This window comes from Paenibacillus sp. MER 99-2, assembly GCF_023714095.1.
Taxonomy (GTDB): domain Bacteria; phylum Bacillota; class Bacilli; order Paenibacillales; family Paenibacillaceae; genus Paenibacillus.
The window spans coordinates 673,309-697,059 of record NZ_JAMAUZ010000001.1; the positions used below are offsets into that span (position 1 = coordinate 673,309).

27 protein-coding genes, 2 tRNA genes and 1 pseudogene are annotated in these 23,751 nt (G+C 42.6%); 23 read left to right on the top strand and 7 right to left on the bottom strand.

Going from position 1 to position 23,751, the window contains the following annotated elements; genetic code table 11:
- Window positions 1-39: 39 nt before the first annotated feature.
- Complete coding sequence (locus tag M3636_RS03025; RefSeq protein ID WP_251381249.1) at window positions 40-261, bottom strand: hypothetical protein; 222 nt, start codon at window positions 259-261, stop codon at window positions 40-42.
- 221 nt (window positions 262-482) lie between these two features.
- On the opposite strand from M3636_RS03025, the gene M3636_RS03030 reads away from it, so the two are divergent.
- The 7 genes from M3636_RS03030 (at window position 483) to M3636_RS29440 (ending at window position 7,319) form a co-directional block, all read left to right on the top strand.
- Window positions 483-938, top strand: a complete 456-nt coding sequence (locus tag M3636_RS03030) for a general stress protein (RefSeq protein WP_251381250.1) — start codon at window positions 483-485, stop codon at window positions 936-938.
- Between the two features lie 281 nt (window positions 939-1,219).
- Window positions 1,220-1,305 (top strand) — tRNA-Leu (locus tag M3636_RS03035).
- A gap of 575 nt (window positions 1,306-1,880) precedes the next feature.
- On the top strand, window positions 1,881-4,802 hold the full coding sequence (locus M3636_RS03040; protein ID WP_251381251.1) for an insulinase family protein: 2,922 nt from the start codon (window positions 1,881-1,883) through the stop codon (window positions 4,800-4,802).
- 352 nt (window positions 4,803-5,154) lie between these two features.
- Window positions 5,155-5,823, top strand: a complete 669-nt coding sequence (gene ung / locus M3636_RS03045; RefSeq protein ID WP_145408481.1) for a uracil-DNA glycosylase — start codon at window positions 5,155-5,157, stop codon at window positions 5,821-5,823.
- Window positions 5,824-5,842: 19 nt separating this feature from the next.
- The gene (locus M3636_RS03050) at window positions 5,843-6,262 is read left to right on the top strand and encodes a hypothetical protein (RefSeq protein WP_056696236.1); all 420 of its coding nucleotides are present in this window, start codon (window positions 5,843-5,845) and stop codon (window positions 6,260-6,262) included.
- 235 nt (window positions 6,263-6,497) lie between these two features.
- On the top strand, window positions 6,498-7,082 hold the full coding sequence (locus M3636_RS03055; RefSeq protein WP_251381252.1) for an LOG family protein: 585 nt from the start codon (window positions 6,498-6,500) through the stop codon (window positions 7,080-7,082).
- A gap of 108 nt (window positions 7,083-7,190) precedes the next feature.
- The gene (locus M3636_RS29440; protein ID WP_260865799.1) at window positions 7,191-7,319 is read left to right on the top strand and encodes a hypothetical protein; all 129 of its coding nucleotides are present in this window, start codon (window positions 7,191-7,193) and stop codon (window positions 7,317-7,319) included.
- 223 nt (window positions 7,320-7,542) lie between these two features.
- Here the strand turns inward: M3636_RS29440 and M3636_RS03060 are convergent, their stop codons facing one another.
- Window positions 7,543-7,815, bottom strand: coding sequence for a hypothetical protein (locus tag M3636_RS03060; protein WP_128102768.1), 273 nt, complete (start codon window positions 7,813-7,815; stop codon window positions 7,543-7,545).
- Window positions 7,816-8,047: 232 nt separating this feature from the next.
- Here M3636_RS03060 and M3636_RS03065 point away from each other — a divergent pair, with 232 nt between their 5' ends.
- The 5 genes from M3636_RS03065 to M3636_RS03085 all read left to right on the top strand — a co-directional run bounded on the left by M3636_RS03065 (window position 8,048) and on the right by M3636_RS03085 (window position 13,643).
- Window positions 8,048-8,785, top strand: a complete 738-nt coding sequence (locus M3636_RS03065; protein ID WP_251381253.1) for a glycerophosphodiester phosphodiesterase — start codon at window positions 8,048-8,050, stop codon at window positions 8,783-8,785.
- Window positions 8,786-9,136: 351 nt separating this feature from the next.
- Window positions 9,137-10,192, top strand: a complete 1,056-nt coding sequence (locus M3636_RS03070; protein WP_145408478.1) for a FecCD family ABC transporter permease — start codon at window positions 9,137-9,139, stop codon at window positions 10,190-10,192.
- 2 nt (window positions 10,193-10,194) lie between these two features.
- On the top strand, window positions 10,195-11,226 hold the full coding sequence (locus tag M3636_RS03075; protein WP_145408477.1) for a FecCD family ABC transporter permease: 1,032 nt from the start codon (window positions 10,195-10,197) through the stop codon (window positions 11,224-11,226).
- Between the two features lie 45 nt (window positions 11,227-11,271).
- Entirely contained in the window at window positions 11,272-12,996 is a 1,725-nt protein-coding gene (locus tag M3636_RS03080) for an ABC transporter ATP-binding protein (protein WP_145408476.1), read from the top strand.
- Window positions 12,997-13,328: 332 nt separating this feature from the next.
- Window positions 13,329-13,643 (top strand): hypothetical protein, encoded by a 315-nt coding sequence (locus M3636_RS03085; RefSeq protein WP_251381254.1) that lies wholly within the window; start codon window positions 13,329-13,331, stop codon window positions 13,641-13,643.
- A 128-nt stretch (window positions 13,644-13,771) separates the two neighbouring features.
- Here M3636_RS03085 and M3636_RS03090 read toward each other — a convergent pair whose 3' ends face one another.
- The gene (locus M3636_RS03090; RefSeq protein ID WP_128102764.1) at window positions 13,772-14,674 is read right to left on the bottom strand and encodes a manganese catalase family protein; all 903 of its coding nucleotides are present in this window, start codon (window positions 14,672-14,674) and stop codon (window positions 13,772-13,774) included.
- 231 nt (window positions 14,675-14,905) lie between these two features.
- Here M3636_RS03090 and M3636_RS03095 point away from each other — a divergent pair, with 231 nt between their 5' ends.
- From M3636_RS03095 to M3636_RS03115, 5 genes are all read left to right on the top strand, one after another.
- The gene (locus M3636_RS03095; RefSeq protein ID WP_251381255.1) at window positions 14,906-15,235 is read left to right on the top strand and encodes a hypothetical protein; all 330 of its coding nucleotides are present in this window, start codon (window positions 14,906-14,908) and stop codon (window positions 15,233-15,235) included.
- Between the two features lie 62 nt (window positions 15,236-15,297).
- Window positions 15,298-15,591 carry a hypothetical protein gene (locus M3636_RS03100; protein ID WP_128102762.1) on the top strand — a complete coding sequence of 98 codons (294 nt, stop codon included), beginning with the start codon at window positions 15,298-15,300 and terminating at the stop codon, window positions 15,589-15,591.
- A 53-nt stretch (window positions 15,592-15,644) separates the two neighbouring features.
- Window positions 15,645-15,968, top strand: coding sequence for a DUF3889 domain-containing protein (locus tag M3636_RS03105; RefSeq protein ID WP_128102761.1), 324 nt, complete (start codon window positions 15,645-15,647; stop codon window positions 15,966-15,968).
- A gap of 168 nt (window positions 15,969-16,136) precedes the next feature.
- A complete protein-coding gene (locus tag M3636_RS03110; protein ID WP_145408473.1) occupies window positions 16,137-16,352 on the top strand; it encodes a hypothetical protein in 216 nt (71 codons plus the stop codon).
- On the top strand, window positions 16,342-16,623 hold the full coding sequence (locus M3636_RS03115) for a hypothetical protein (RefSeq protein WP_251381256.1): 282 nt from the start codon (window positions 16,342-16,344) through the stop codon (window positions 16,621-16,623). The genes M3636_RS03110 and M3636_RS03115 overlap by 11 nt, the downstream gene beginning before the upstream one ends.
- Before the next feature lie 84 nt (window positions 16,624-16,707).
- On the opposite strand, the gene M3636_RS03120 is transcribed toward M3636_RS03115, so the two are convergent.
- The 3 genes from M3636_RS03120 to M3636_RS03130 all read right to left on the bottom strand — a co-directional run bounded on the left by M3636_RS03120 (window position 16,708) and on the right by M3636_RS03130 (window position 17,993).
- On the bottom strand, window positions 16,708-16,944 hold the full coding sequence (locus M3636_RS03120; RefSeq protein WP_128102759.1) for a DUF3892 domain-containing protein: 237 nt from the start codon (window positions 16,942-16,944) through the stop codon (window positions 16,708-16,710).
- A gap of 112 nt (window positions 16,945-17,056) precedes the next feature.
- The gene (locus M3636_RS03125) at window positions 17,057-17,500 is read right to left on the bottom strand and encodes a GNAT family N-acetyltransferase (RefSeq protein WP_145408503.1); all 444 of its coding nucleotides are present in this window, start codon (window positions 17,498-17,500) and stop codon (window positions 17,057-17,059) included.
- A 247-nt stretch (window positions 17,501-17,747) separates the two neighbouring features.
- Complete coding sequence (locus M3636_RS03130; RefSeq protein ID WP_251381257.1) at window positions 17,748-17,993, bottom strand: hypothetical protein; 246 nt, start codon at window positions 17,991-17,993, stop codon at window positions 17,748-17,750.
- 131 nt (window positions 17,994-18,124) lie between these two features.
- Here M3636_RS03130 and M3636_RS03135 point away from each other — a divergent pair.
- The 3 genes and pseudogenes from M3636_RS03135 (at window position 18,125) to M3636_RS03140 (ending at window position 21,021) form a co-directional block, all read left to right on the top strand.
- Window positions 18,125-18,196, top strand: a tRNA-Val gene (locus tag M3636_RS03135).
- A 449-nt stretch (window positions 18,197-18,645) separates the two neighbouring features.
- Window positions 18,646-19,178: pseudogene (locus M3636_RS29935) on the top strand (IS4 family transposase); the annotation flags it as partial.
- Between the two features lie 247 nt (window positions 19,179-19,425).
- Complete coding sequence (locus M3636_RS03140; RefSeq protein ID WP_251381258.1) at window positions 19,426-21,021, top strand: recombinase family protein; 1,596 nt, start codon at window positions 19,426-19,428, stop codon at window positions 21,019-21,021.
- Between the two features lie 199 nt (window positions 21,022-21,220).
- On the opposite strand, the gene M3636_RS03145 is transcribed toward M3636_RS03140, so the two are convergent.
- Window positions 21,221-21,904: a hypothetical protein gene (locus tag M3636_RS03145; RefSeq protein WP_251381259.1), complete on the bottom strand. Its 684-nt coding sequence runs from the start codon at window positions 21,902-21,904 to the stop codon at window positions 21,221-21,223.
- Between the two features lie 275 nt (window positions 21,905-22,179).
- On the opposite strand from M3636_RS03145, the gene M3636_RS03150 reads away from it, so the two are divergent.
- The 3 genes from M3636_RS03150 (at window position 22,180) to M3636_RS03160 (ending at window position 23,682) form a co-directional block, all read left to right on the top strand.
- Window positions 22,180-22,404 (top strand): hypothetical protein, encoded by a 225-nt coding sequence (locus M3636_RS03150; RefSeq protein ID WP_251381260.1) that lies wholly within the window; start codon window positions 22,180-22,182, stop codon window positions 22,402-22,404.
- Window positions 22,405-22,695: 291 nt separating this feature from the next.
- Entirely contained in the window at window positions 22,696-22,896 is a 201-nt protein-coding gene (locus tag M3636_RS03155; RefSeq protein WP_251381261.1) for a hypothetical protein, read from the top strand.
- A gap of 231 nt (window positions 22,897-23,127) precedes the next feature.
- Entirely contained in the window at window positions 23,128-23,682 is a 555-nt protein-coding gene (locus M3636_RS03160; protein ID WP_128102752.1) for a stalk domain-containing protein, read from the top strand.
- Window positions 23,683-23,751 lie beyond the last annotated feature (69 nt).

The following is a 23,751-nucleotide window of genomic DNA, read 5'->3' on the forward strand; positions in this document are numbered from 1 at the left end:
TCATCATATAATGAATCACTACTGGTTACAATCGACCGTTTATAGTGCCATACTGCTCAGATGATGCGAACGAATGCTTAATAGACGAGTAACCTGATCAACTTCCTCAAACGGAATCCAAAGGTTTCCTTGTACTGTGCGTAGAAGCAGAATGGAGGAGTCGGCTGAGCGTTCAGGAAATCCGGTTACGGATTGACCGCTTGTATTACGTACAATAATTTGTTGATTACGGCGGATGGCAATTTCTACCTCTTTGTTCATATGTCATTTCTCCTGGTTATGAGATTGGATTCTATATGTCAATAATTTCAATGGTTAATTTGTCTTCTTTATCTAGTCTATCAGAACTAGGTATGAATTTCCAGAAGAGAAGTAACTTTTCTGGGTTAGGTGATTCGTCTTAGCGGGTGCTCAGCGTTTGCTTCCTTCAGTTAGAGGGTTATAAAGGGTACTGAGCTAATGGATGTTAAGGAGGAGTGTCTATGACAAAGTTATTGATTGGACTGGTACGTACTGAGAATGAAGCCATTTTGATGCTGAATCAGCTTCTACAGGCGGGGGTTGATTCGGATTCGCTCGGTGTAGTCGCTAAAGAAGAGATTAACTTGGAGTTGATCAGTGAGAAGGCAGGCTTACCGAAACCACTTAAAGGTGCTGGCACGGATGGGGCATTTGGAGCCTTTAAAGGTGTGCTGGCTGCGCTCGGTAAAAGGAAGGATCATACGATGTCTGCCGGGAAGGCCGTTCGCCGGCTTGCAGGCAATGAAATCGGTGAAGAGACCGATGATTTTGTGCTTACCCTGACGGAAGCTGGTATTACTGAGAAGGATGCAAACTATTACGAGCAATGGCTGATGCAACAACATTTGCTTGTGATTGTGGAAACGAGTGAAGACGAGATTGCTCGCGTCGCGCCTATAATCATGAAACGTGACTAAGAAGCGTGAAATGTGAACTTATTTTCTTTTTTAGCTTAATTTAATCCTGATTTTAGGTTTCTTTAATGTTGGGGAGGTATTCTTACCTTACACCTCCCTTAATATAGATGGTTTATAAGAAAGTTCGAGACCGCAACTCGAACTTTCTAGGCACTGCTAGCTCACGCTGGTGGTGCCTGTTTCATTTTTTCAAATATTTTTTTATAAAAGTGTTGCATAATATTAAAATACATGATAAGATATTTCTTGTCGCCACAATTGATTAAGTAATACATACACATGCCGGGGTGGCGGAATTGGCAGACGCACAGGACTTAAAATCCTGCGGTAGGTGACTACCGTACCGGTTCGATCCCGGTCCTCGGCATCCATTTAAGAAGAAGGAAACTCCTTGATATATCAGGGAGTTTCCTTTTTTTATACTTTCAAAAAGAGCCTTGATTTATTGTTCGTAAGCCTCTTTTTTCTTTCTTTGGGAAGCTTTACCGTTACGTCACAGCTCCTAAATGAAAAGCAACATTACTTTCTCGAATTCTTGTATTCGATAATGTTAAGGACTACAAACAGAGTTGAGCCAGGTAAATATGTGAAAAAGTAAATTTCTTTTGGTGCATAACCTGTTGGATGCAAGACCCCTAATGTCATCCAAACAAAAGCTAATACATAGAATTTAGTGTACTTAGACAAATTTAAAACCTCCGCCAATGTTGGCTATGAATATTTAGGTACAGTATAGCTGAATATTTTTATTCGTGTTGCGTTTTTTTGCGTTCAGATCAGTGTCCGATCTTTTTTTTGGCATTGTGGATGGGTAATGAAACAATCCGTGGTGGTCATTATGAAGACAAGGGGCGATGGTGTATACTGTCTATAGGCATATATTACCTTTATCTTGCGGAGCTCAAAGTTAACCAAATACATTTTTAATGGAGGACTCGACATATGTTGAAACAGCTTCAGTCTTATCAAGTAATCCAGGAACGCAGGATGGAGGAACTGAAATCTGACGGCTACTTGCTGGAACACAAAAAGTCAGGCGCCAAAATTGTACTTATGTCCAACGAAGACGACAATAAAGTATTTAGTATCGGTTTTAGAACACCACCTAGCGATAATACAGGCGTACCTCATATTCTGGAGCATTCCGTACTATGTGGCTCTAAGAAGTTTCCAGCGAAGGATTCCTTTGTTGAATTGTTGAAGGGTTCACTCAATACATTTCTGAATGCAATGACGTACCCGGACAAAACGATCTATCCTATTGCCAGCCGCAATGAGCATGATTTTCATAATTTGATGGACATCTATCTGGATGCGGTGTTAAATACGAATATTTATGAGAACGAAAAAATATTTTTGCAGGAAGGTTGGAACTACAAACTAGCTTCTGCAGAGGATGAATTAACATATAACGGTGTTGTATATAACGAAATGAAAGGTGCTTTTTCTTCACCTGAACGGATTGTTCGCAGAGCTGTGCTCAACTCATTATTCCCCGACACGACGTATTCGAAGGAATCCGGAGGTATCCCGGACGAGATAACGGATCTAACCTATCAAGGACTTCTGGATTTCCATACGAAGTATTATCATCCGTCCAACAGCTTTATTTATTTGTATGGGGACATGGATATGGAGGAGAAGCTCAAATGGCTGGATGAAACCTATCTGAGTCAATATGATCGGATGGAGACGGATTCAGAGATTGGACTGCAGCCTGCATTCGGTGAACGTGTTGATGTCGTACAAACGTATTCGGCCGGAACGACAGAGTCGGAAGTGGACAACAGCTTTTTGACCTATAATGCGGTTATTGGAACAAGCTTGGATCAGGAACTGAATATCGCCTTTCAAATATTGCAGTATGCGCTTCTGAACGCCCCTGGTGCGGTATTGAAGCAGGCGTTGCTCGACAAAGGAATTGCGAAGGACGTATATGGCTCTTATGATGATAGCTTGTACCAGCCAGTCATGACGATTGGACTGAAGAAGAGCAACTTGGAAAGTAAACAGGTGTTCCTTGATACGGTTCAAGAAGTGCTTGAGCGCGTTGTGCGGGAAGGGATCGATCCGAAGGCGCTGTTAGCCGGTATTAATTCATATGAATTCAATCATCGGGAAGCGGACTTTGGAAGAATGCCAAAAGGACTGATCTATGGCTTCTACACGTTACAGAGCTGGTTATATGACGACGAGGCACCATTTAACCATTTGGAGGCTAATGACGTATTTGCTTCACTTAGAACGAAGATGAATGAAGGGTACTTTGAGCAATTGATTGAGCAATATTTATTGCAAAATACACATACTTCTTTTGTCGCCGTGACTCCGGATAAAGGGTTAAGTTTGCGTAAAGAAGAGGCGCTGAAATCTCGTTTGAAATCTCTCCAAGCAAGTCTGAGTAAGGAAGAGATCGAGCAACTGGTTCAACGTACCAAGGAACTCGCGGATTATCAGAATGAACCTTCAACAAAAGAGCAGCAGCAGGTCATCCCAACTTTGTCGATTGAAGATATTGATCCGCAAGCGTCCAAATTATCGAATACATTAAAGTCCGTCGACGGAACAACAATTGTACATCACAATCTGTACACGAACGGAATTGGTTATTTGAAATTGCTGTTTAATGTGAAGGAAGTTCCGGAGCATTTACAGCCGTACCTAGGACTTTTGAAAAGTGTGTTAGGTTACGTGGATACGGCAAACTTCAAATTCAATGGATTATCTAATGAAATTCACATCCATTCCGGTGGAATCAGTGCGAGCGTAGGTGCGAGCGCGGATGCTCGTCAATACAATACGTATAAAGCTCATTTTGAGATTGAAGCTAAAATTCTGTACGACAAGCTGGATTTTGCTTTTGATATGATTGAAGAGATTGTACTGACCTCACAGTTCCACGATACGAAGCGGTTATACCAGATTATTTCCCAATTGAAGGGAAGACTGCAGCGTAGCTTGATTAATAGTGGGCATTCGGCAGCGATGGGCAGATCCTCTGCCAAGCATTCAGCCGTAGCTGCTTTCCGGGAAGCGGTAAGTGGAGTGGCGTTCTACCAGTGGCTTGAGGAGCTTCAGGCAAACTATGATGATCGCAAAGAAGAGCTTACGACCCGTTTGAAAGAGCTGACGGGAATGATCTTCAGACCCGAGAATCTACTGGTAAGTTACACGGCTGATGATCAGGGATATGCTACCCTAGAGCAGCACGTATCAAAACTAAAAGCGAAGCTATATACGCAAGAGGTTGTTAAAGAACATACTGAATTCCAAGCAGTCCATCACAACGAGGGCTTCAAGTCTCCATCGGAGGTTCAGTACGTCGTGCAGACAGGTAACTTCATCCATAAAGGCTTCGAGTATACAGGCTCGCTTCGTGTGTTACAGGGAATTCTGTCACTGGATTATTTATGGACCAATATTCGCGCTAAAGGCGGAGCCTATGGCTGTATGACAGGTTTCAGACGCAGTGGCGACAGCTATATGGCATCCTACAGAGACCCTAACTTGGAGAAAACCTATAACGTGTACGAAGAGATGCCGCAGTATTTGCAAAACTTCAAAGCGGATTCGCGCGAAATGACTCGTTATATCATTGGTGCAATTCAAGATCTTGATGCGCCTAGAACGCCGTATGCAGAGGGAACCTTCTCGTTGGAGTGCTACTTGTCTAACGTGACCGAGGCAGACCTCCAGAAAGAAAGAGATGAGGTGCTGAGCACTACAGAAGCGGATATCGTTAACTTTGCTCAGCTGATCTCTGCAATCCTTGAGGAGAAACATCGCTGCGTCATTGGTAACGAGAGTAAGATCGAGGAACAACGTGACTTGTTCGATGAGACACTTGACCTGATCAAGTACTAAGTATCCAGAAACATTGGCCGCAACGATGTGATTACATGACTTGAAATGGTGCAAATTAGCGCCTTCTCCGGTGGATACCCGCCTTGGGGAAGGCGTTTTTTGTGTATGCATTAATATGTTGTTAACGCTCTAGATCAGGGCAGGTTTACAACCAAAAGTAAGATTTGTTTGACTGAGTACAGCAGCAGAGGAAGGCTCTAATGGCATATGCTGTGCAGATTTCTAGCCTGTGGACTTCGGTTATGTTAAAATGATGGATAGTCTATGAGCTGACGGTAGCGGCTCACACAGCTAGCAGCCAGCTAGATGGCTGCAAACGTACGTATTCATCCATGGGAAGGAGCCTACATCTATGTTTGAAAATGATTGGGATTCGGTGTTGCATGATGAAGTGAATGCCGAGTATTTCAATAAAATTCGTTATGCGCTGGCCGCAGAGTACAAAACTCAAACCGTTTATCCGTCCAAGGAAAATTTGTTCTCTGCACTGAAGCTGACCCCGTTTCATCAGGTGAAAGCAGTTATTATTGGACAAGACCCGTATCACGGTGAAGGTCAGGCTCACGGGTTGAGTTTTTCGGTTATGCCAGGTGTGCGCATTCCACCATCCTTGAGAAACATCTATAAGGAATTGCATGCTGATCTAGGTCTTCCAATCCCTGCACATGGTTATTTGGTTCATTGGGCCAAACAGGGGGTATTGCTGCTTAACAATGTGTTAACTGTACGTGAAGGTCAACCTAATTCACATCAAGGTCTAGGCTGGCAGACGTTTACGGATGCCGTTATACGGGAATTAAACGAGCGTTCAGAGCCTATGGTATTTATGCTGTGGGGCAGTCATGCTCAGAAGAAGGGTGCCTTTATCCATCGAGACAAGCATCTGGTGTTGGAGTCTACACATCCAAGTCCACTTGCTGCCCATCGTGGGTTCTTTGGCAGTCGTCCCTTCTCGAAGGCCAATGATTTCTTGACCTCCAAAGGTATTGAACCGATCGACTGGAATATACCGCAAAACTAGATAAATGAGGGTGAGGACATTGCGACATTGGGTGGGACGAAAAGTAGCTGTATACCGAGCGACTGGCATACGAGAGCCGTTAAAAGGAACGCTGGTCGATTGGGACGAAGAATCGGGTTGTGTACGGATTGGACCCAAACGTATCAAAGTATCGTTTGATAACATCGCAATGATCAGACCCTTGCCCGAGGAGAGCCTGCCTTTGAAGAAGGCGCGATCTGAGGTGCATAAGGTTGGATATGTCATGAAGAAGGCAATACAGTTTGATAATGCGATATATTTTAAATCAGAAGTGATGATATGGAGAAGAGCCAAAATTGTAGCTTTGTCCACCACCATCCTTCGCCATGACGAAGACCAGGTTGAAATTGCAGATGGGCGATTTCTTCGTAAGGACAAGTATATGTTTGTCGTACGTTCACGGCGAGGAATTCGTTAAACTTATGAATAGATTTAATATTCATTTCATGTTCAGATCATCTGGATTTAATCTTTAGTCGTTATATTAAGTGTAACAACCCCTTCTAAATGATGTGTAATAACATGGGAGCCCGACCGGCTGCAAACGGTCGGGCTTTTCTGGCTATATAGGAATGTAAATTGGAGTAACATAGCAATGACATTTGTGATATATACTAGTGAGATAAACAACAAGAGACAAGGAGTGAAGACGTTTGAAACGTATATGTGTTTTTGCAGGTTCTAATCCAGGTCATCAGCCAGAATATACACAGCAAGCTATCGAATTAGGTAAACAAATTGCCACAAGCGGTTATACTCTCGTCTATGGCGGATCATGTATGGGGCTAATGGGTGCAGTAGCCGATGCGGCGTTGCAGCAGGGTGGTGAAGTGATTGGTGTCATGCCTACAGGGCTGTTCCGAGGAGAGATTGTACATGGAGGTCTCACACAGCTGATTGAGGTAGGAACGATGCATGAACGGAAGTCTATGATGGCTGAGTTATCGGATGGTTTCATTGCTCTACCTGGGGGAATGGGAACGTTTGAGGAGTTGTTCGAAGTGTTATGCTGGGCTCAAATTGGCATTCACCGTAAACCTGTAGGTCTATTAAATGTAAAAGGATACTATGAGCCCCTTATGAAAATGGTGGAGCATAGCGTGCATGAAGGATTTTCGAATACTTCCCATCTTAGCTTGTGGAGTTTGGAATCAGATCCAGCAACATTACTACAGCAAATGTCTGCCTATGTTCCAGCTGAACTTTCTCAAAAGTGGTCTCAGCTAGATAAGAAGTGAACTAACGGGGTGCTGCAGCTGATATGGAAAAATTTCCGTTCTGCCCAAGCAATTAACAGCCTTAGACATAGTCTATAGTGTACTTTCTTACAGAAGGGAGTGTCACTCATGAGCGGACTTAAAGGTGCAGGGTACGGTTACTGCGGAGGTTTCGGCGGTGGAGCATGGACATCTACAGGCGCGATTCTGGTATTGTTCATTTTGCTGGTTATTATCTCCCGTACATTCATTCTGTAATTCGGTCAGCCATTCTAGGATCGGGTACAGCCGTGTGACCGAATCTAGCAAATAATGGCCTTTCCAAGAAACGCCGGGTTTGTTCCGGCGTTTCGGGGGAATGGTTTTTTTTGCTTTGTAACCAAGGATTGAGTTGAGTAGAAAAAAATAAATCCTGCCTCCAAACGGATGTGGAGAAACAGGATCAGTCGTCGCAAGCGTAGAGCATTTTAGTTTGCACAGCCTATACCACAACAGCAGTTTGGTCGGGGAGACCTAAGGATTTCCAGGCGATATACAGCCCGAGGGCAGCTGCGATCAAGGAAAGAATTGCCGCGATAACAGCAAGCTGATCCAACGTCTTGCTTGTGATGGAGTTGGAGTTGGAATTGCTCTGATTGGCTGAATTTGTGGATTTGTTTTTAATATGTGCAGTAGGTCTGGAAAGCCTGGAAGCCGACTGTGGCTGTGATGTGCGGTAGCGCTGGCTAGATGAATTTTTGTTTGAAGGTTTCAATAGTCAACCTCCTTATGGCGGAGTGAGAAACTTCTATCGTTCATACTATGTTATGTCAATTTGCAGATTGAGTTCGCAAAAATGAGTGAATCCCCAGCCTGCTGGATGTTATCCTATATCGCTACTTTGGAGGGGGCGTAAGTACATAATTAAACCCTCTGTTAATACAGGAATGACAAACCATATGTATAGTGAAGAGGTTGAAGGATCGTGAAGTGAGGAGGCAATGGAGTTGAGAAAATTAGAGATTATTGCTCATCGGGGAGCATCGGCAGTATGCCCGGAAAATACAATGGCTGCCTTTGAGCGGTGTTTGGAGCTGGGTGCTACAGGTATTGAAACGGATGTGCAGATGACTAGTGATGGTCGACTCGTGCTTATACATGATGAGACATTAACGCGAACAGCAGGTGCAGAGGGCTGGGTGAAAGATAAGACTTATGAGGAATTGCGTGAGCTTGATGCAGGCTCATGGTTTCATAAAGAGTTTGCAGCAGAGCGCATCCCCTCTTTAGAACAACTATTCGGACTAATTCAAGGGAAAAACATCCTGCTGAATCTTGAACTGAAAAATGGGATTGTTCCTTACAAAGGAATGGAAGAGAAGGTCGTAGAGGTCATTCGAGAGTGGGATCTAGAAGAACAGGTTATTCTCTCTAGCTTTAATCATGCATCATTAGTGAGGTGTAAACGTCTGGCGCCCGCAATTCGTACAGCGCTCCTCTATATGGAAAAGTTGTATCGTCCCTATGACTATGCGGTTAAGCTGGAGGCCTCTGCACTGCATCCCTATAAATTCGCTGTGACTCGGGAAGAGGTGGCTGCTTCGATCGCGCAGGGCGTGGCGACTCATCCATTCACTGTGAATGATCCTGAAGAGATGAAAGCGATGATTGAGATGGGGGTTCAGGGCATCATTACGGATGTACCGGATGTATTGGCAGCATTAACTGCTGCACATACACGTTGATCATCTTTTTCATATTGTATTGGTAAAATGAATAAAGAAATAACGCACGACACATCGTGCAGACGTATCATTCTACATATAGCCACACTGGATTTTTTACCAGTATGGCTTTTTTTTCGTGTTAGAGAAATCAGCTGTGGACTGCTGATTCTCAAGTTTTTATGCCTTTATTTTGGTGTCCATTAAAATAAGTGCAACAAACTTGTCCATTTTGTCCATTGCGAGAAATCGTTCATTGACATACAATGTTGTATGGGAATGAGAATCAATATCATTAAAGTTCGGTATTTACAGAGGGGTGATTGTTATGTACATAGAATCGGTTTGCACTCATAACGCGGGTGACAGCATATGATTCCTCAAGATTCATCAGCAAGTCAGAACACAGAATCGCCGACAGCCAAAATACATACTCGTCCCTGGGCTGCAACGCTAATCTTGATCGGCGGAACCATATTACTTGTGTTGAGCATGGCGTTATCCGTTTCTTTCGGAGCTGCAAGTATCAAGTTGGGTGTGGTATGGGAAGCAATCTTCAACTTTAATCCGGATATTAACCAACATCAGATCATTTGGGAAATTCGGTTACCACGAATTTTAGGTGGTGCAATGGTCGGTGCCTGCTTCGCTGTAGCTGGCGCGATTATGCAAGGGATGACTCGTAATCCGCTTGCGGATTCGGGATTGCTCGGACTGAACGCAGGTGCAGGGTTCGCACTTGCGATCTGTTTTGCATTTTTCCCAGGTCTGTCGTATATGTACATCATTATGTATTGCTTCCTCGGGGCAGGGCTCGGGGTTCTGCTCGTCTACGGCTTCGGTGCAGCATCCAAATCGGGTCTCACACCTCTGCGATTAGTTCTGGCTGGTGCTGCGGTAACTGCAATGTTGTCTGCTTTTAGCGAAGGGATTGCATTGTATTACAGAGTTGGACAAGATATTGCCTTCTGGACAGCAGGCGGTGTTGCAGGAACCAAGTGGTCTCAACTTGAGATTATGTTCCCTTGGGTGGTGCTTGCGCTCATTGGAGGCTTGATCATCTCTCGATCGATTACCCTGCTAAGTCTCGGGGAAGAAATCGCAATGGGATTAGGTCAACGTACAGGTCTCATTAAGCTCGTGGGTCTTATTGTTGTACTTATTCTGGCAGGAACAGCAGTATCCATCGTTGGAGCTGTTGGGTTTGTTGGACTTATCATTCCCCATCTTACGCGTAAGCTGGTTGGAGTAGATTATCGTTGGATTATTCCTTGTTCGGCCGTCTTGGGAAGTCTGCTGATTGTATTTGCAGATCTGGCTGCACGCATGATTAACCCGCCATACGAGATGCCAATAGGCGCTCTGGTTGCCCTGATCGGGGTACCCTTCTTCCTGTATCTGGCGCGGAAAGAAAGGAGAGCTCTGTAAAGATGGCATCCTCAAGTATGGTTGGAACAGAGCGTAAGAAGAGAATAAAAAGCACGATTGTTCTATTGGTGCTTGGTGCGCTAATTATATCTGCATTCATCATAAGCATGAACACGGGTTTTACCAAGCTGTCGGCAATTGAGGTATTGAAAACACTGTTTGGAGCCGGAACGCCTAAGCAAGAGCTAATCCTCTTTGAATTTCGTTTGCCGCGAATTGTCATTGCTGTATTGGTTGGGGCTGGACTTGCTTTATCAGGCGCGATTTTGCAGGGGGTATCACGCAATGCGTTGGCAGATCCAGGTATCCTGGGGATTAACGCAGGAGCTGGACTTGTCGTCATGCTGTTTGTTTCATTTTTTCCAACAACGACAGCGGCTCCTATATTTTTGCTGCCGATCTTGGCATTGATCGGTTCAAGCTTTGCTGCATTCATTATTTACGTACTCTCTTATAAAAAGGGAGAGGGCATCATGCCTACGCGTATGCTGCTCACAGGTATTGGGGTAGCGGCAGGGATTAGTTCCGCAATGATCGTGCTAACCCTTAGACTAAGCCCGGAGAAATATCAGTTCGTAGCCACTTGGATGGCGGGTAGTATCTGGGGTTCAAACTGGAAGTTTGTAGGAGCGTTATTGCCGTTTATCATCATTTTGGTTCCATTGGTACTATATAAAGCTCGTGTACTTAATGTCCTTAATCTTGGGGATCAGACAGCAACCGGCCTTGGTACGCCGGTAAACCGGGAACGTTTAATTTTATTGGCTGCAGCCGTGGGGCTTGCTGGATCATGTGTATCCGTTAGTGGCGGTATTGGGTTTGTTGGACTCATTGGTCCGCATCTGGCTCGTCGTTTGGTCGGACCCAAACATCAATTTCTTCTGCCTGCATCTGCTTTAATCGGTTCGTTGCTGGTTCTGGTGGCAGACACGGTAGGACGCGTCATTCTACAGCCTTCTGAGATGGCAGCGGGTATTTTAGTTTCAATTATTGGTGCACCATATTTCCTGTATCTCTTGAGCAGGACGAAATAGAAAGTAATCATAATGGAGTGGTTGCTATAAGGGGGAAATCTGTATATGCTTCGCCGTTTTATGGCCTACTATAAGCCTTACAAAAAACTATTTATTCTAGACTTTAGCTGTGCGATTTTCGTAGCAGCTTTAGAGCTTGCTTTTCCGCTAGCCGTCAACAAAGTCGTGGATGAATTGCTACCAGGAGGGCGCTGGGACTGGATTTTATGGGCATGTCTTGGATTGCTCGGTGTGTACTTTCTCAGTTCTTTCATGAACTATGTGGTAACCTACTGGGGTCATAAACTGGGGATTAATATTGAGACGGATATGCGTAAAAAATTGTTTGATCATGTGCAGAAGTTATCATTCCGTTTCTTCGATAATACGAAAACGGGTCATTTGGTCTCCCGAATGACGAATGACCTGATGGATATCGGCGAGATTGCCCATCATGGCCCAGAGGATGTATTTATTGCCGTGATGACATTGGTGGGTGCATTCAGCATCATGATGAGCATTAATGGTAACCTTGCTATTTTAACATTTATCATTGTGCCATTAATTATCTATATATCCTTATACTTCGGTAGTAAGATGTCCAAAGCGTTTAGCCGAATGTTCGGAGATATCGCCGATTTCAATGCTCGTGTAGAAAACAATGTAACAGGTATTCGTGTTGTTCAAGCCTTTGCTAATGAAGAGCATGAGAAAGCACAATTTGCAGTTAACAATAGTCGTTTCCGTCAAACCAAGTTGATTGCTTACAAGATCATGGCGTGGAATTCATCCATCAGTTATATGTTAATGAAGCTTGTTTCCCTCTTTGTACTTGTATGTGGAACATGGTTTGTCATTCAGGGAGATATGAGTTACGGTCAATTTATTGCATTTATTATGTTATCTAACGTATTCCTAACACCAATTCAGAAGATTAATTCCGTCATTGAGACCTATCCAAAAGGCATGGCAGGCTTCAAACGGTATACAGATCTGCTTGATATGGAGCCTGATGTAGAAGATCGTCCTGGCGCAGTGAAAGTGTCACAGCTACGTGGAGATATCCGCTACGAGCAAGTGACCTTCGGTTATTCCGATGAGCCGGATCAGGAGCCTGTACTCAGAAACGTTAATCTCAGTATTCGAGCTGGTGAAACGGTAGCGCTTGTGGGGCCGTCAGGAGCGGGTAAAACAACGCTATGTAGTCTACTTCCTCGTTTCTATGATGTGTTGGAAGGACGCATCTTGATCGACGGACAGGAGATCCGGAATATGACACTGGATTCATTGCGTGGCCAGATCGGTATCGTTCAACAAGATGTATTCCTGTTTGATGGCACGATTCGTGAGAATATCGCATATGGGAAATTGGATGCGAGTGAAGAAGAGATCTGGATGGCGGCTCGTCGCGCCCAGATGGAAAGCTTGATTTTGTCCATGCCTGAAGGTCTGGATACGTTAATTGGTGAGCGTGGCGTGAAGTTATCAGGAGGACAGAAGCAGCGTTTGTCCATTGCACGAATGTTCCTGAAGAACCCACCTATTCTGATTCTGGACGAAGCGACATCTGCACTAGATACCGAAACAGAAGCAGCGATCCAGCAGTCTCTTGCTGAATTGTCTGAAGGTCGGACAACGCTTGTCATCGCTCACCGACTGGCTACAATTAAGAATGCTGACCGCATTATCGTTGTGGCTGAGCAGGGTATTACCGAAGAAGGACGTCATGATGAATTACTGGCCGCAGGAGGCGTGTATAGTCGTCTGCATTACGCGCAGTTTGGGGCATAACTTGTGACATAGTTCTAGAATTGTTCAGAGGAAGTTCTATATGTGCCATCGCCGCGGCTTGGAAGGAGTCGAGGTGGTGGCTTTTTTGTTATGAATGAAATGAGAATAGCGTATGGTTAGATGATACGTATACAAATGAGTGAGAAGGGGAGGTTGATGGCGAAGGGACTCATTGATTGGTATAGAGAAGGATTGTGGTATGTGCATGCGAAATGGGTAATTTTATATATCAGCCATATGTCATATGTGATTAAGGTCGTTCATGAATATATCCAAAATAGTGAAATGAAATATTATTATGAGTCCTGATTCTATAGAAGGAGGTAACGAAAATGCTGAAAATTCTGATAACCTGTGCTGGATTTATTATCATTCTAATACTTTTGATCCAAGGTATTCGCAAGCTCTCCAGCGGCGGAAGTGGCTGGGAGTTAAAACGCTGGGGTGCTGGGCTGATTGGACTGTTTGTTGTGGGAGCAGTGCCCCTTGGATTTTCACTGTATACGGAGATGTTCGATGAACGTCTGGATGCAAATATTGGATTGGGGCTTGCGATGCTGTTTGTGTGGGGCTACTGTACCATTTTGTTATGTGTCACGTTGGTAATCTGGGGAAGATACATGTATAAGCAGGCAAGAAATAAATAATCGGATAGATTACAAGTGAAATACAAAAGCAAAAAAGCCCTCATTTCCATGCAATGAGCAGGAGCTGAGGGTATTACTTTATGCTTTATCCGTTGTATGGAATAAACTACATTTCATAAGAAACCGGCTTAATCTGTAATATTGCCGGCCATTTTGAGGCGGCGTGCAATTTCCTTGAAGTCCTCTTGTGAAATGCCTGGAGCAAACTCTTCCTCCACCGGAGGAGCTTCAGGAATAGGAACACCTTCAGGAGCACCTTGAATAACTTCTAAAGGCAGCCCATCTTCAGGGTGAGTTCCTTTCCAAATCTGATTGATGGCATTAAAATCGTTATCGCTCCACGTATACAGCTTGGTGTGTACGCCTTTATCTTCATATTTTCGAGTCTCATTAAAGGCTTTATTGTTCAAAGAAGGAATCGGAACCAGCTTTGTTACATTGACGCCGGTTGCGATCTCCAATGCTTTAGCATAAGCGACAACATGTACGCCGCCCCGAACGAGCAGGAAACCAACAACTTCTCGTGCCGCAGGGTGATCGGTCATTTCATACACTTTCATTTTATGGGTACGTGCACCACATTCCAGGAAGAAGTTGTGCAGTAAATCCTCGACGAGATTGCCGCTGTTGAAGACGTTAGCGCCCGTCCATGGATTCCCCATCGAATCGAAAGGCATCGCCCCTTGTGCCCCTGCCAGGAAGTGATACGAGAGGCGGGCATCCTTCACTGAACCTAGCGGTGTGTCATCAGGCTCTTTGTACTCCGTTGAGCCTCTAAGACATTTGTTAATGCCGTGTGACACGAGCTCAACATGGCCTAGTTCTTCCGCAGTAATACTCATCACCAGGTCATAGAACGGCTTCAACTTCTCTTTGGAGCGGAAATTAAAGGACTGATAGAGGTAGTTGTTCAATGTTGACATTTCTCCGAATTTACCACCCAACAATTCTTGTATCGCTGCGGCTGCGTTCGGATCCGGCTTCTCGACATCAGGAATTTCAATTGCGATTTCATCCATGCGTTTGAACATTCAAATGTAACCTCCTCTAGAATAGGTGCTAGATCAGTGAAGTCGTTCTGTCACTTGCCTATTACACTTACATTGATTCAATTAAACAATTTTATACATAAATGGTTCTAATGAAGGATGAACCACGTAGTGTAATTGAGTTTAGTCTTGTTATTTCCAATGTGGTGAAATTTATGTACAATTCGATATAAGTCTAAGTGGAATACACCTTTTATAAAGGAGATATTAAAAATGTTTGATGAACTGGAAATAGCGATAAAAGAGAGGATACAAGAAAGGTACGATATTTTGGCAGAAATTTATTCTGTATGGTTTACGAAAACTGAAGCTGTCGTTGTTCCCAAAAGCGCATTTTACCAAACGGAACACATAGAAAAACATAGATCCATAACATATTTATTAGAGCGAAAATATATCGCAGCCAATTCTGTAGAAAATGATGATGAAATGGTGGCAATTACAATAACTCCTGATGGAATTGATTTTTATGAACAGGGATACCTCAGTGGTAAAGCGAAGGGCTTTCAAGTTGTCATGGATGTAAAGAACAAAGATCAATAAAGAAAAAGGATCAATAAAGAACAGACATTCAGTTGTTTTCAGGATAAAAGGAGAAATGGTGAGTGCGTAAAAGTTGGATAATCGTAGGTTGGATGATTCTTTTATTCGTAAATGTGGGGTTAGGAAACGCTGAGGCAAGTGTGACGAGTGAAGTTAAGCTTGATCAGCAAACGAGGGATGCCATAGCCGAAAAGTATGGTCTTGAACAGACGAAGGACGAGTTACCTAAAGCAAATTTGTGGTCTGGCGATTGGGGAATGAGCTTCGATCCTTCAACGACTCGGTATGAAATCATTATCAGTATGCTTCTCTGGTTTCGGCACCCAGTCACTTTTATCTTAACCTCTTTAGTGTAAACGAAGCTCCGGCAGGGCAGGATAACGGGAAACAATCCCAAGGAGTGAGTAAAATGAAAATGCTCATCGTAACCTTCATGTCGGTGCTTCTCAGTTTTACGGGAGTTTTTGCAACAGGTACTGAAACGACGATCCCGGATTATGCGAAGTGGGGGATTATTGCGGTCAAGGAAACCCAGACCAAGTATAATGTCGATATTGTGGATTATAAACATATTGGTCGTACCTCTCTTACAGCTAATCAATCTAGGGAGCAATTCAAGTTATGGGTACGAGCCAAAGACGGTAAAGAATTCGCGGTGTATGTCAATGTTGATTTTAATCCTTCAACCCAGCAATTGAAAAACGTACAATTTACAGAATCAGATCGACATTGAGCGTAAAGAATGTTTATCGGAGAACGCTCCATAGAAACCAGGCTGCCCTGATCCAAGGGAGGTCTGGTTTTATTTTTACTTAAATCCTTTTTTTAGTTGTTGAATAAAGAACTTATGTTCGCATATAATAATTAACAAACATACGTTCTTATTTAGGAGGGGTCGTTAATGTTAGGTAAATATATCGGTCAGATGGTTGAGCTTGTATACATGGATCGTGCAGGGCACATTACACAGCGACAGATTCGAATTAATAGTGTACGGGGTGGCTTGATTAAAGCATCCGCAGGTAAAGATGGGGCGCCCCGAACATTTCTTGAACAAGGGATTCTAGCATGGCGACCAGTACTTCATAAGGAAGGGAAGCTGGACTATGCTAAATGATTTTGATCGTAAAGTTTTACGAATTATAGTGAATTATGCGGGACAGCGCCGTCGTATGCCTCGTATGGATGAGCTGGAGAGCAAGACAGGGAGAAGTAAAGCGCTCATTCAAGAGTCCCTGCAAGAGCTTGAACGCAGACAATATATTTACTGGGAGAACAAGTCTACACTCGAAGGCATTCGGATATTGCAGGCATGGGAACAGGTGTCTACACCGATTCATACGCCCAAACCTAAAGCGGATGCCTTGAAATATTTTACGGAATATTAAAGTAGGCAAAAGGGGGGCAATAATCAAAAAACGCCAACCCGTTAAGACGGATTAGCGTTTATATATCAGATAGATGCTCTCAACTTAGAAACTTGGCAGTTGATCGAGATTATTCGTTGGATCGCCATCGGCGTCACCACGGATATACATCTCCCCATCCTTGCCCTTGAACACATTCACTCCAGCAATCGCACCAGCTTGTACTTCTGCCAGAGCCTGTTGATAATCCAACACCCGACCTGTTGAAGTTTGAAAGGCGGTTAGATCTCCATCTCCATTCTTCTGCACGGCGGTGAAGCTTTCACGAGTTGTTTGATCCATGTTGTCACACTCTCCTTATCTGAACAAGTAGGATTCTGGTTACAACCTTATCCTGTCCGGAACAGTAGAAAGTATGCATCTGTAGAGAACGATGTTAAGTCGTAAGTATTGATTATAGCGCTTTTCTCATGCGAACATGCAGAATCCCTGCATCATAAAAAGGTTCTTCTGAAATAACTTCATACCCTAACTTCTCATAGAATTTCTGAGCCTGACATTGTGCATCCAGTACAGAATACGTTAAGCCTAATTCTCGTGCCTGTTCTTCCATCGCTAACAAAAGCACGCGTCCATAGCCAAAAGAACGGTGGGATTGAAGTACAGCGATACGTTGCATTTTGGCACTATCCTTGCTGTAATAGATCAAACGTCCCGTTGCTACCGCTTGTCCGTCCGTATACAATAACACATGGTGTGCATCTGGACTAATAACATCATAATGGTCAACTTCCAGATCGGCTGGCACCTGTTGTTCGATTACAAAAACCTGTTTACGAATCTCTAGAGCTTCTTGGAGCTGTGATTCTGTTGTTACATAACTAATTTCCGCTGCCAATTCCATTCCTTCTTTCTGCTCTTTCGCGACGTGTAAGAATGCATTATACAAAAAAATGCAATTCCTGTATAGTTAAAGTGGAACATAATGGAAAGGGGTGGTGATGATGGGTATGGCAGGAGTTATGACCATAACACTCTTGTTATCTGCCGGCATGTTTGTTTTGTTATATTACGTCACCAAGAAGGCATATTCTAAGAAGTGGGACGAAGATGAGTAGTCGTGTGCAACGCGATTAAGGTAAAGCTTAAGGTAGAACCTCACTATTTCCCTGTGGAGAATACACATCCTTAATAATCGATTTGGAATATACATCAAGCCAGACCGGGAGTGCTTCAGCCCCACCTGGGCTCTGTAACTGTTGAAATTGTACAGTATGCTCATCCCGTTCCAAACTGCACCCAGAAGCAATAATGATCATTAGAAAGGCACCGAGCAGAGCGACTAGTTTGGTAGTCACATAACGTACTGTGCGTAATCGAATGTGTTTCATGAAAATCACCTCTTTATTCAAATGGGAATCATTCCTTTATTGTTCTCCATTTCGGGTATAATCTAACCACAAAACAATTGACAATGTACGCGGTTACTTGGTATGATAAACACGTATAATTTAATTAATAAAGGGCGATAGCTCAGCGGGAGAGCATTATCTTGACAGGGTAAGGGTCGTGGGTTCGATCCCCACTCGTCCTATAAATTGAAAATTAATTGACAGCCTATTGTGGCTGTTTTTTGATTTAATCTCATTGTGAAATAACCTTAATAACCCCATCCAATCAAAGGGGACGAATACAATACTCGCAATTTAATTGGGTGAAATCAAGTTTAACCCTAGCCAATTTTTAAGTTGAACCCTATTTGAATAGTCATCCTACCAAAATAGAAAAATACCTCCTCATTTAGTAAAATGAGATTGTCGAAGTCCACTAGACCACAGAAAGTGGTGCCTCTTCCATGAAAAATCAAAAGTCTTTCCTGGCTTAACTCCCACCTTGTTTTTGTCCTGCTCTTTCATCAGAAAAACTTTCGCCTGGCGGCGTTCTTTAACTTCGCTCAACAGTGACACGGTTCAGCCAGTCGAAACATTAACCTCCGCTACACGAACTTCTGTGTTTATGAAATGCGCCACTCATCAGACGTATGGTCGATCTGTCATCAGTATGGTTAAAAACGACAACAAGGGGTGCTTGGTTCAAGGCAAACGGATGCATCTCAAAGGGGAAGCATAGTCATGTATTGCGTCAGATCAGACGGAACTTGATACTGGAATTCCGGTTGTGGTCGTTTTTATTCACCATCGTTTCAAGAAAAATGACTGACGGTTCTATCAACGGATCTCATCTCGATGGCACCCGAAATTATTCAAACCTATGCGCTTTGATGGGATATCGAAGTCTTTTTCAAATGCGCCCAATCCTTGTTACGCCTGCAAAAAGAGTTTCAAGGCCTCTCCTGCAATTTACTAGTTAGGCATACAACGATTGTCATTTTGCTATATTCTGCTGGCTTGGCAGCCTCGGCAACGCACCGATTAACGAACGCTCGGTGGGCTCTTTTATTAGCTTTGCGATGAAGTGGGAATATTGGACTGGCTGGTTGCTTTGCAACAACTGGTAGAAATGATGAATGAGATTGCCAAACAGGTGGCAAAAAAATATCCGCCGTGATCAAAAGTTAACTGCAGTATTGGATCTCAGCTCTACCCAATCACATCAAAGTTTATTTACCTGTTTCAAGTTGAGGAAGTTGAGTTTAGAACAACAAATAAATATGGTATTAATCAGAAGACTGCCTGCAATAAATATGTGGGTGGTCTTCTATATTTTATTGATTCAATGCTATAATATAAGTGCTATTTAATTGCTAAAGTAGCAATAGAGAGTTCTAATTATATAACAGAAAAAAGATACGGTGGTGAAAAAATGCTACAAATTAAGCGGGTTGCAACTTTGTATCGTGTATCTACAAAAGGACAGTTGGATGGAAATGATATACTAATGCAACAAAGATCTTGTAGAGCAATGATTGAAAATCAGGAGGGTTGGAAGTTAGTAAAAGAATATACTGAAAGAGGAGTCTCTGGTTTCAAAGTATCCGCTTCTAATCGTGATGTGATCCAGCAGGCTAAAGAGGATGCAGAAAATGGATTATTCGATGTATTGCTAGTGTTCATGTTTGATAGATTGGGCAGGAAAGATGACGAGACTCCATTTGTACTTGAGTGGTTTGTAAACAAAGGAATCGAAATGTGGTCTGTAATAGACGGACAACAAAAAATTGAAGCACATACAGATAGGCTGATCAACTATCTTAGGTTCTGGCAGTCGAGCGGAGAAAGTAGAAAGACATCTGAGCGTGTTAACGAAAAACATATGCAAATGGTTGAGGATGGAATTTTTAGAGGGGGTGGTATACCTTACGGCTACAAGGGAGTAGATTCTGGAAAGGTCAATAAAAAGGGTAAAGTGCTGCTTAAATTAGTAAGACATGAAGAAGAGTCAAAAGTAGTACATAGAATTTTTCGACTCGTACTAGATGAAGGATATGGGCAACTAAGGATAACTAAATTACTGAACGAAGAAAGTATTCCCACACGAAAGGCCAAGCAGTGGGGCGCAGCGACTGTAAACGTTATACTCAAGAATCCCATTTATAAGGGGATAATGAGATACAGAAAAGAATCAGGCAATGATACATTCTCAAAGCCCATCCCTGAGTTAGTTATAGTATCCGAAGAAGAGTGGAATTCTGTTCAAGACATTAGAGAAAAAAAGAATCCCAAGAATCAAAAAAATAACGAGAACTCTGTACCAATGAGTACGAAGGGAAGTTTACTTTTAACGGGGATAGCAAGGTGTGGATGCTGTAATTCAAGATTAACCTCAACAACATTTGTAAACAAATACAAGGCAGTTAATGGTGAAATTCTTAGATACAATCAAAATAAAAGTTATCGATGCACAGGAAAATTACAAGGGAAAACCGATTGTAATGGTCAAGCAACTTTCTCCTCTCAGAAGGTTGAGAGACAAGTAATTAAACAAGTGAATATTTACTTAGATCAACTCAAAGCACTAGATTTCAGTTCGAAAATTGACTCAATTAAAAAGAAAATATTCAAAGAAGAAGAGAAAAATATTAAGAAAATGCAATTAGAACTTGAAGAACATTATAATGAATTATCTGTACTCAACGCCGAAGTCCCAAAATCAATTATGGGCAAAAGTGCATTCAAACCAGATATGCTTAATCAACTTATAGAAAAGAAAGAACTGGATATCACACAAACCACCAAGGAAATCAACGAAATTGAAAGAATAGTTTCTTTTAAGAAAATTGAATTATCTGAGATGGAAACATTAAAAAAATATATTCCTGTTTGGCAAGATGTTTTTGATAAAGGATCAACGGAAAAGAAGAAAATGATGTTAAGTACTATTATTGATGTGGTTTATGTCAGTAGAGAGAAAATATCAGTAGAAATTAAGGGTAGGCTCAAAGAGTTCTTAGGACATTAATCCAGTGGAAGGACTTATGCTGGGAGATAGTGTCCGTGATTTCACTAAAGATCAAAAAAGCCCTTGGCTATCCAGGCTATTAAGGGCTTTTTGATCGTTTAACTATTAAAAGTTTTGAGGAAATTTTCGATTCCCTATTTAGGAACAGTTATCGGGCTTTAATTACACGACATTGTTCTAATCCGTTTAACCTCACAATTTAGTTCGCAGTCCGCTGCAAGCTCTTAACCCATTCGTGATCATTCCAAATCTCAGGATTATCAATAATCTGGTCTTCCCCGCGGATCATAGAATCATAGCTATCTTTTCCGCCAGTATACCAATCCACGATAACTAAATTTCCACGTGAGTTCTGAATGAGAAATTCAGTAGGCTCAGCATAACTTCCCACATCCTTAATTACCTCTGCGTCTATTTTAAGATAGAAAAAGTCACCTTCATCATGAAACTCTGCTTTCTCAACACCTGCTTTAAGACCTGTTACTGTATTATCCGTAAGGTCATTTTGGAGAAATATTTCATGCTGGGAATCGATTTTCGCTTGCATATATTGTTTTAAATTATCGTTGTCAAAATAAGTGTTTACATCAAATTTCGAGTCATTCCAAGTGGCTTTGTAATACGCTGTGAGGGCAGATACACACATGGCATAAGCTGATTCGAAATCTCGTACAGACAGACTATTCTGATCCAATGCTACAAACGTGGATGGTGTATTCGGATTATTCTCGGTGATCGTAGTCGTTTGATTCTCTGGGTTTGTAACTTCTGGCTGAACTTCTGTAACAGGGCTGACTACCTCTGCGTTATCCACATTAACATTTGTACATGCACTAAGCACGATAAAAAGTAAAAATAAAAATAACAAGTAAACCTTTTTCATTTTCATTCCCCCAAACATTGAGCACTTGTAAAATGGTATATTTATTCCATATTATGTAATGAACAGCATGCTGTCAAATCGGTTACCAATAGATGGGGGTCCCTAACTTTGATCAATATATATCTTGATGAATCGTCTGATGGCCAAGGATCTTCATGATGAGCCATTAACGATTGTCCTTAGTGATCAGGTGAACAAGCAAGCGGATAAGCAGCAAGAGGCGATAATGAGTCAATTGAACGGGGTTTTTCAATACAAGTGGTGTGGAATATGATGTGGTCAAGGATCGCGGAGAATTGAAGCAAAAGATGAACAGCGAGATATCGCCGAGCAATCTGATTGTCTTTGGTAAAGCGACGAAAAGTGGATTCGTGCAATCGTTGAAGCCCAGCATTACGGATCGAGCGAAGCAGATTGGTTTGCTTGGAAAGATACGATGGAGCAGCCTCATGCCGCAGGAGCATATATCACCAAACATCCGTATAACCAGAATCGGTTAATGCTGCACTATTTCTGGAATGAGGATCACTTGAGTGAAGAGACCTCCCAAGCTTATGTAGTGCAAATGCAGAACACAATTAGATTTACTAACGACTACTATTAGTACTATGTGATGGATGAGCAAGGTTAAGAGGTAGCTGTCAAAAAAGTAGAAAATCCAATTGCTCATTACTTCTCCGAGGAATAGGCCTGAAATTTTTGATAAATAACCTAAGATTGACACCAAACTGGGCAAACCCCCATATGATGCACTACATTCAGTAAGCACTTGGGGAAATGGGGAATCCGGGATGGCAAAAGCAAAAGGCAAAAAGACGGCTGCATTAAAGAGTGACAAAGTGCGTGTATCCATGAAATTGGTTACATCGGATGTATGTGAGCGCTGTAAAACGCCCTGTACCCGGGGCATGGACTATGCAGCCAGAATGCGGGTGGATGGAGCAATCGGTAAAGGTGTACCTTGCATTTTGACCCGTCATACGTCATCTTGAACCTAATAAATGGAAACAACAAGCAATACGTAATAGCTGCGTATAATAGCGCATTCATAAGAATCATATTATAGAAGCATTTCCTTACAGGGAGTGCTTCTTTTTGAACGTTCCAAGGCGTGGAAAAAATTCTGGATAAAAAATGAAAAATGATGAAAAACAGCGCAACTTTGTGGCTGAATCTGGAGTATAAATGTACAACACCTAGCAGCGGGGAGGGAATATGACGGGATGAAATGGAAGAGAGTTTTGCTGTGTGTCACGGTTTTTTCCTTGCTCGGCGGGTCATTATTGTTTGCAGATTCAGTGAACGAGAAGATTCGAGTTCTAATCAATGGCAAGGAAGCGGCTGATGGCGGTTATTTAATTGATGGAACGACATATGTACCTGTTAGAGAAGCTGGCGGCATCGCCAGATGGGATAGCAACAACAAGAGGGTCACGGTGATCAAGCCGAATGTACATATTTTTCTGTTCAAAGGAGACACTGTGTTTGGTAACGTCAACGTTGGCAAACTGAAATTCAACGTGTTCTCTCAAGTGGACAGTCTAACAGCGGATGTGGCTGCCGTTAAAGTAACCATTACGAATCCAAGTGGTCAAGTGAAAGATATTCAGTCGCAGGAGCTTACAACGCAGAAGGATAACTTCTGGTTCCGCACCTATGACTTTACGTACGACTTCAGCCGTGCTGGTAAATACCAAGTCGGTTTTCATATTAAAGAAAATGCAAACAGCAATTACGTTCTGGTAGCAGAGAAAATCATTACCGCTCTGAACGATTGAACCAAAAATAACCTAGCTGGGTAAATTGACCTGGATTCATGAACATGTTACGATATGCAAGGTTACACT

What these genes read in the sequence shown, in the direction of transcription:
- M3636_RS03025 (WP_251381249.1), bottom strand. Translation starts at nt 261, where the DNA reads ATGAACAAAGAGGTAGAAATTGCCATCCGCCGTAATCAACAAATTATT.
- M3636_RS03090 (WP_128102764.1), bottom strand. Translation starts at nt 14,674, where the DNA reads ATGTTCAAACGCATGGATGAAATCGCAATTGAAATTCCTGATGTCGAG.
- M3636_RS03075 (WP_145408477.1), top strand. Translation starts at nt 10,195, where the DNA reads ATGGCATCCTCAAGTATGGTTGGAACAGAGCGTAAGAAGAGAATAAAA.
- M3636_RS03145 (WP_251381259.1), bottom strand. Translation starts at nt 21,904, where the DNA reads ATGAAAAAGGTTTACTTGTTATTTTTATTTTTACTTTTTATCGTGCTT.
- M3636_RS03095 (WP_251381255.1), top strand. Translation starts at nt 14,906, where the DNA reads ATGTTTGATGAACTGGAAATAGCGATAAAAGAGAGGATACAAGAAAGG.
- M3636_RS03120 (WP_128102759.1), bottom strand. Translation starts at nt 16,944, where the DNA reads ATGGATCAAACAACTCGTGAAAGCTTCACCGCCGTGCAGAAGAATGGA.
- M3636_RS03110 (WP_145408473.1), top strand. Translation starts at nt 16,137, where the DNA reads ATGTTAGGTAAATATATCGGTCAGATGGTTGAGCTTGTATACATGGAT.
- M3636_RS03140 (WP_251381258.1), top strand. Translation starts at nt 19,426, where the DNA reads ATGCTACAAATTAAGCGGGTTGCAACTTTGTATCGTGTATCTACAAAA.
- M3636_RS03105 (WP_128102761.1), top strand. Translation starts at nt 15,645, where the DNA reads ATGAAAATGCTCATCGTAACCTTCATGTCGGTGCTTCTCAGTTTTACG.
- M3636_RS03085 (WP_251381254.1), top strand. Translation starts at nt 13,329, where the DNA reads ATGCTGAAAATTCTGATAACCTGTGCTGGATTTATTATCATTCTAATA.
- M3636_RS29440 (WP_260865799.1), top strand. Translation starts at nt 7,191, where the DNA reads ATGAGCGGACTTAAAGGTGCAGGGTACGGTTACTGCGGAGGTTTCGGC.
- M3636_RS03080 (WP_145408476.1), top strand. Translation starts at nt 11,272, where the DNA reads ATGCTTCGCCGTTTTATGGCCTACTATAAGCCTTACAAAAAACTATTT.
- M3636_RS03160 (WP_128102752.1), top strand. Translation starts at nt 23,128, where the DNA reads ATGAAATGGAAGAGAGTTTTGCTGTGTGTCACGGTTTTTTCCTTGCTC.
- M3636_RS03130 (WP_251381257.1), bottom strand. Translation starts at nt 17,993, where the DNA reads ATGAAACACATTCGATTACGCACAGTACGTTATGTGACTACCAAACTA.
- ung (WP_145408481.1), top strand. Translation starts at nt 5,155, where the DNA reads ATGTTTGAAAATGATTGGGATTCGGTGTTGCATGATGAAGTGAATGCC.
- M3636_RS03030 (WP_251381250.1), top strand. Translation starts at nt 483, where the DNA reads ATGACAAAGTTATTGATTGGACTGGTACGTACTGAGAATGAAGCCATT.
- M3636_RS03040 (WP_251381251.1), top strand. Translation starts at nt 1,881, where the DNA reads ATGTTGAAACAGCTTCAGTCTTATCAAGTAATCCAGGAACGCAGGATG.
- M3636_RS03115 (WP_251381256.1), top strand. Translation starts at nt 16,342, where the DNA reads ATGCTAAATGATTTTGATCGTAAAGTTTTACGAATTATAGTGAATTAT.
- M3636_RS03070 (WP_145408478.1), top strand. Translation starts at nt 9,137, where the DNA reads ATGATTCCTCAAGATTCATCAGCAAGTCAGAACACAGAATCGCCGACA.
- M3636_RS03155 (WP_251381261.1), top strand. Translation starts at nt 22,696, where the DNA reads ATGGCAAAAGCAAAAGGCAAAAAGACGGCTGCATTAAAGAGTGACAAA.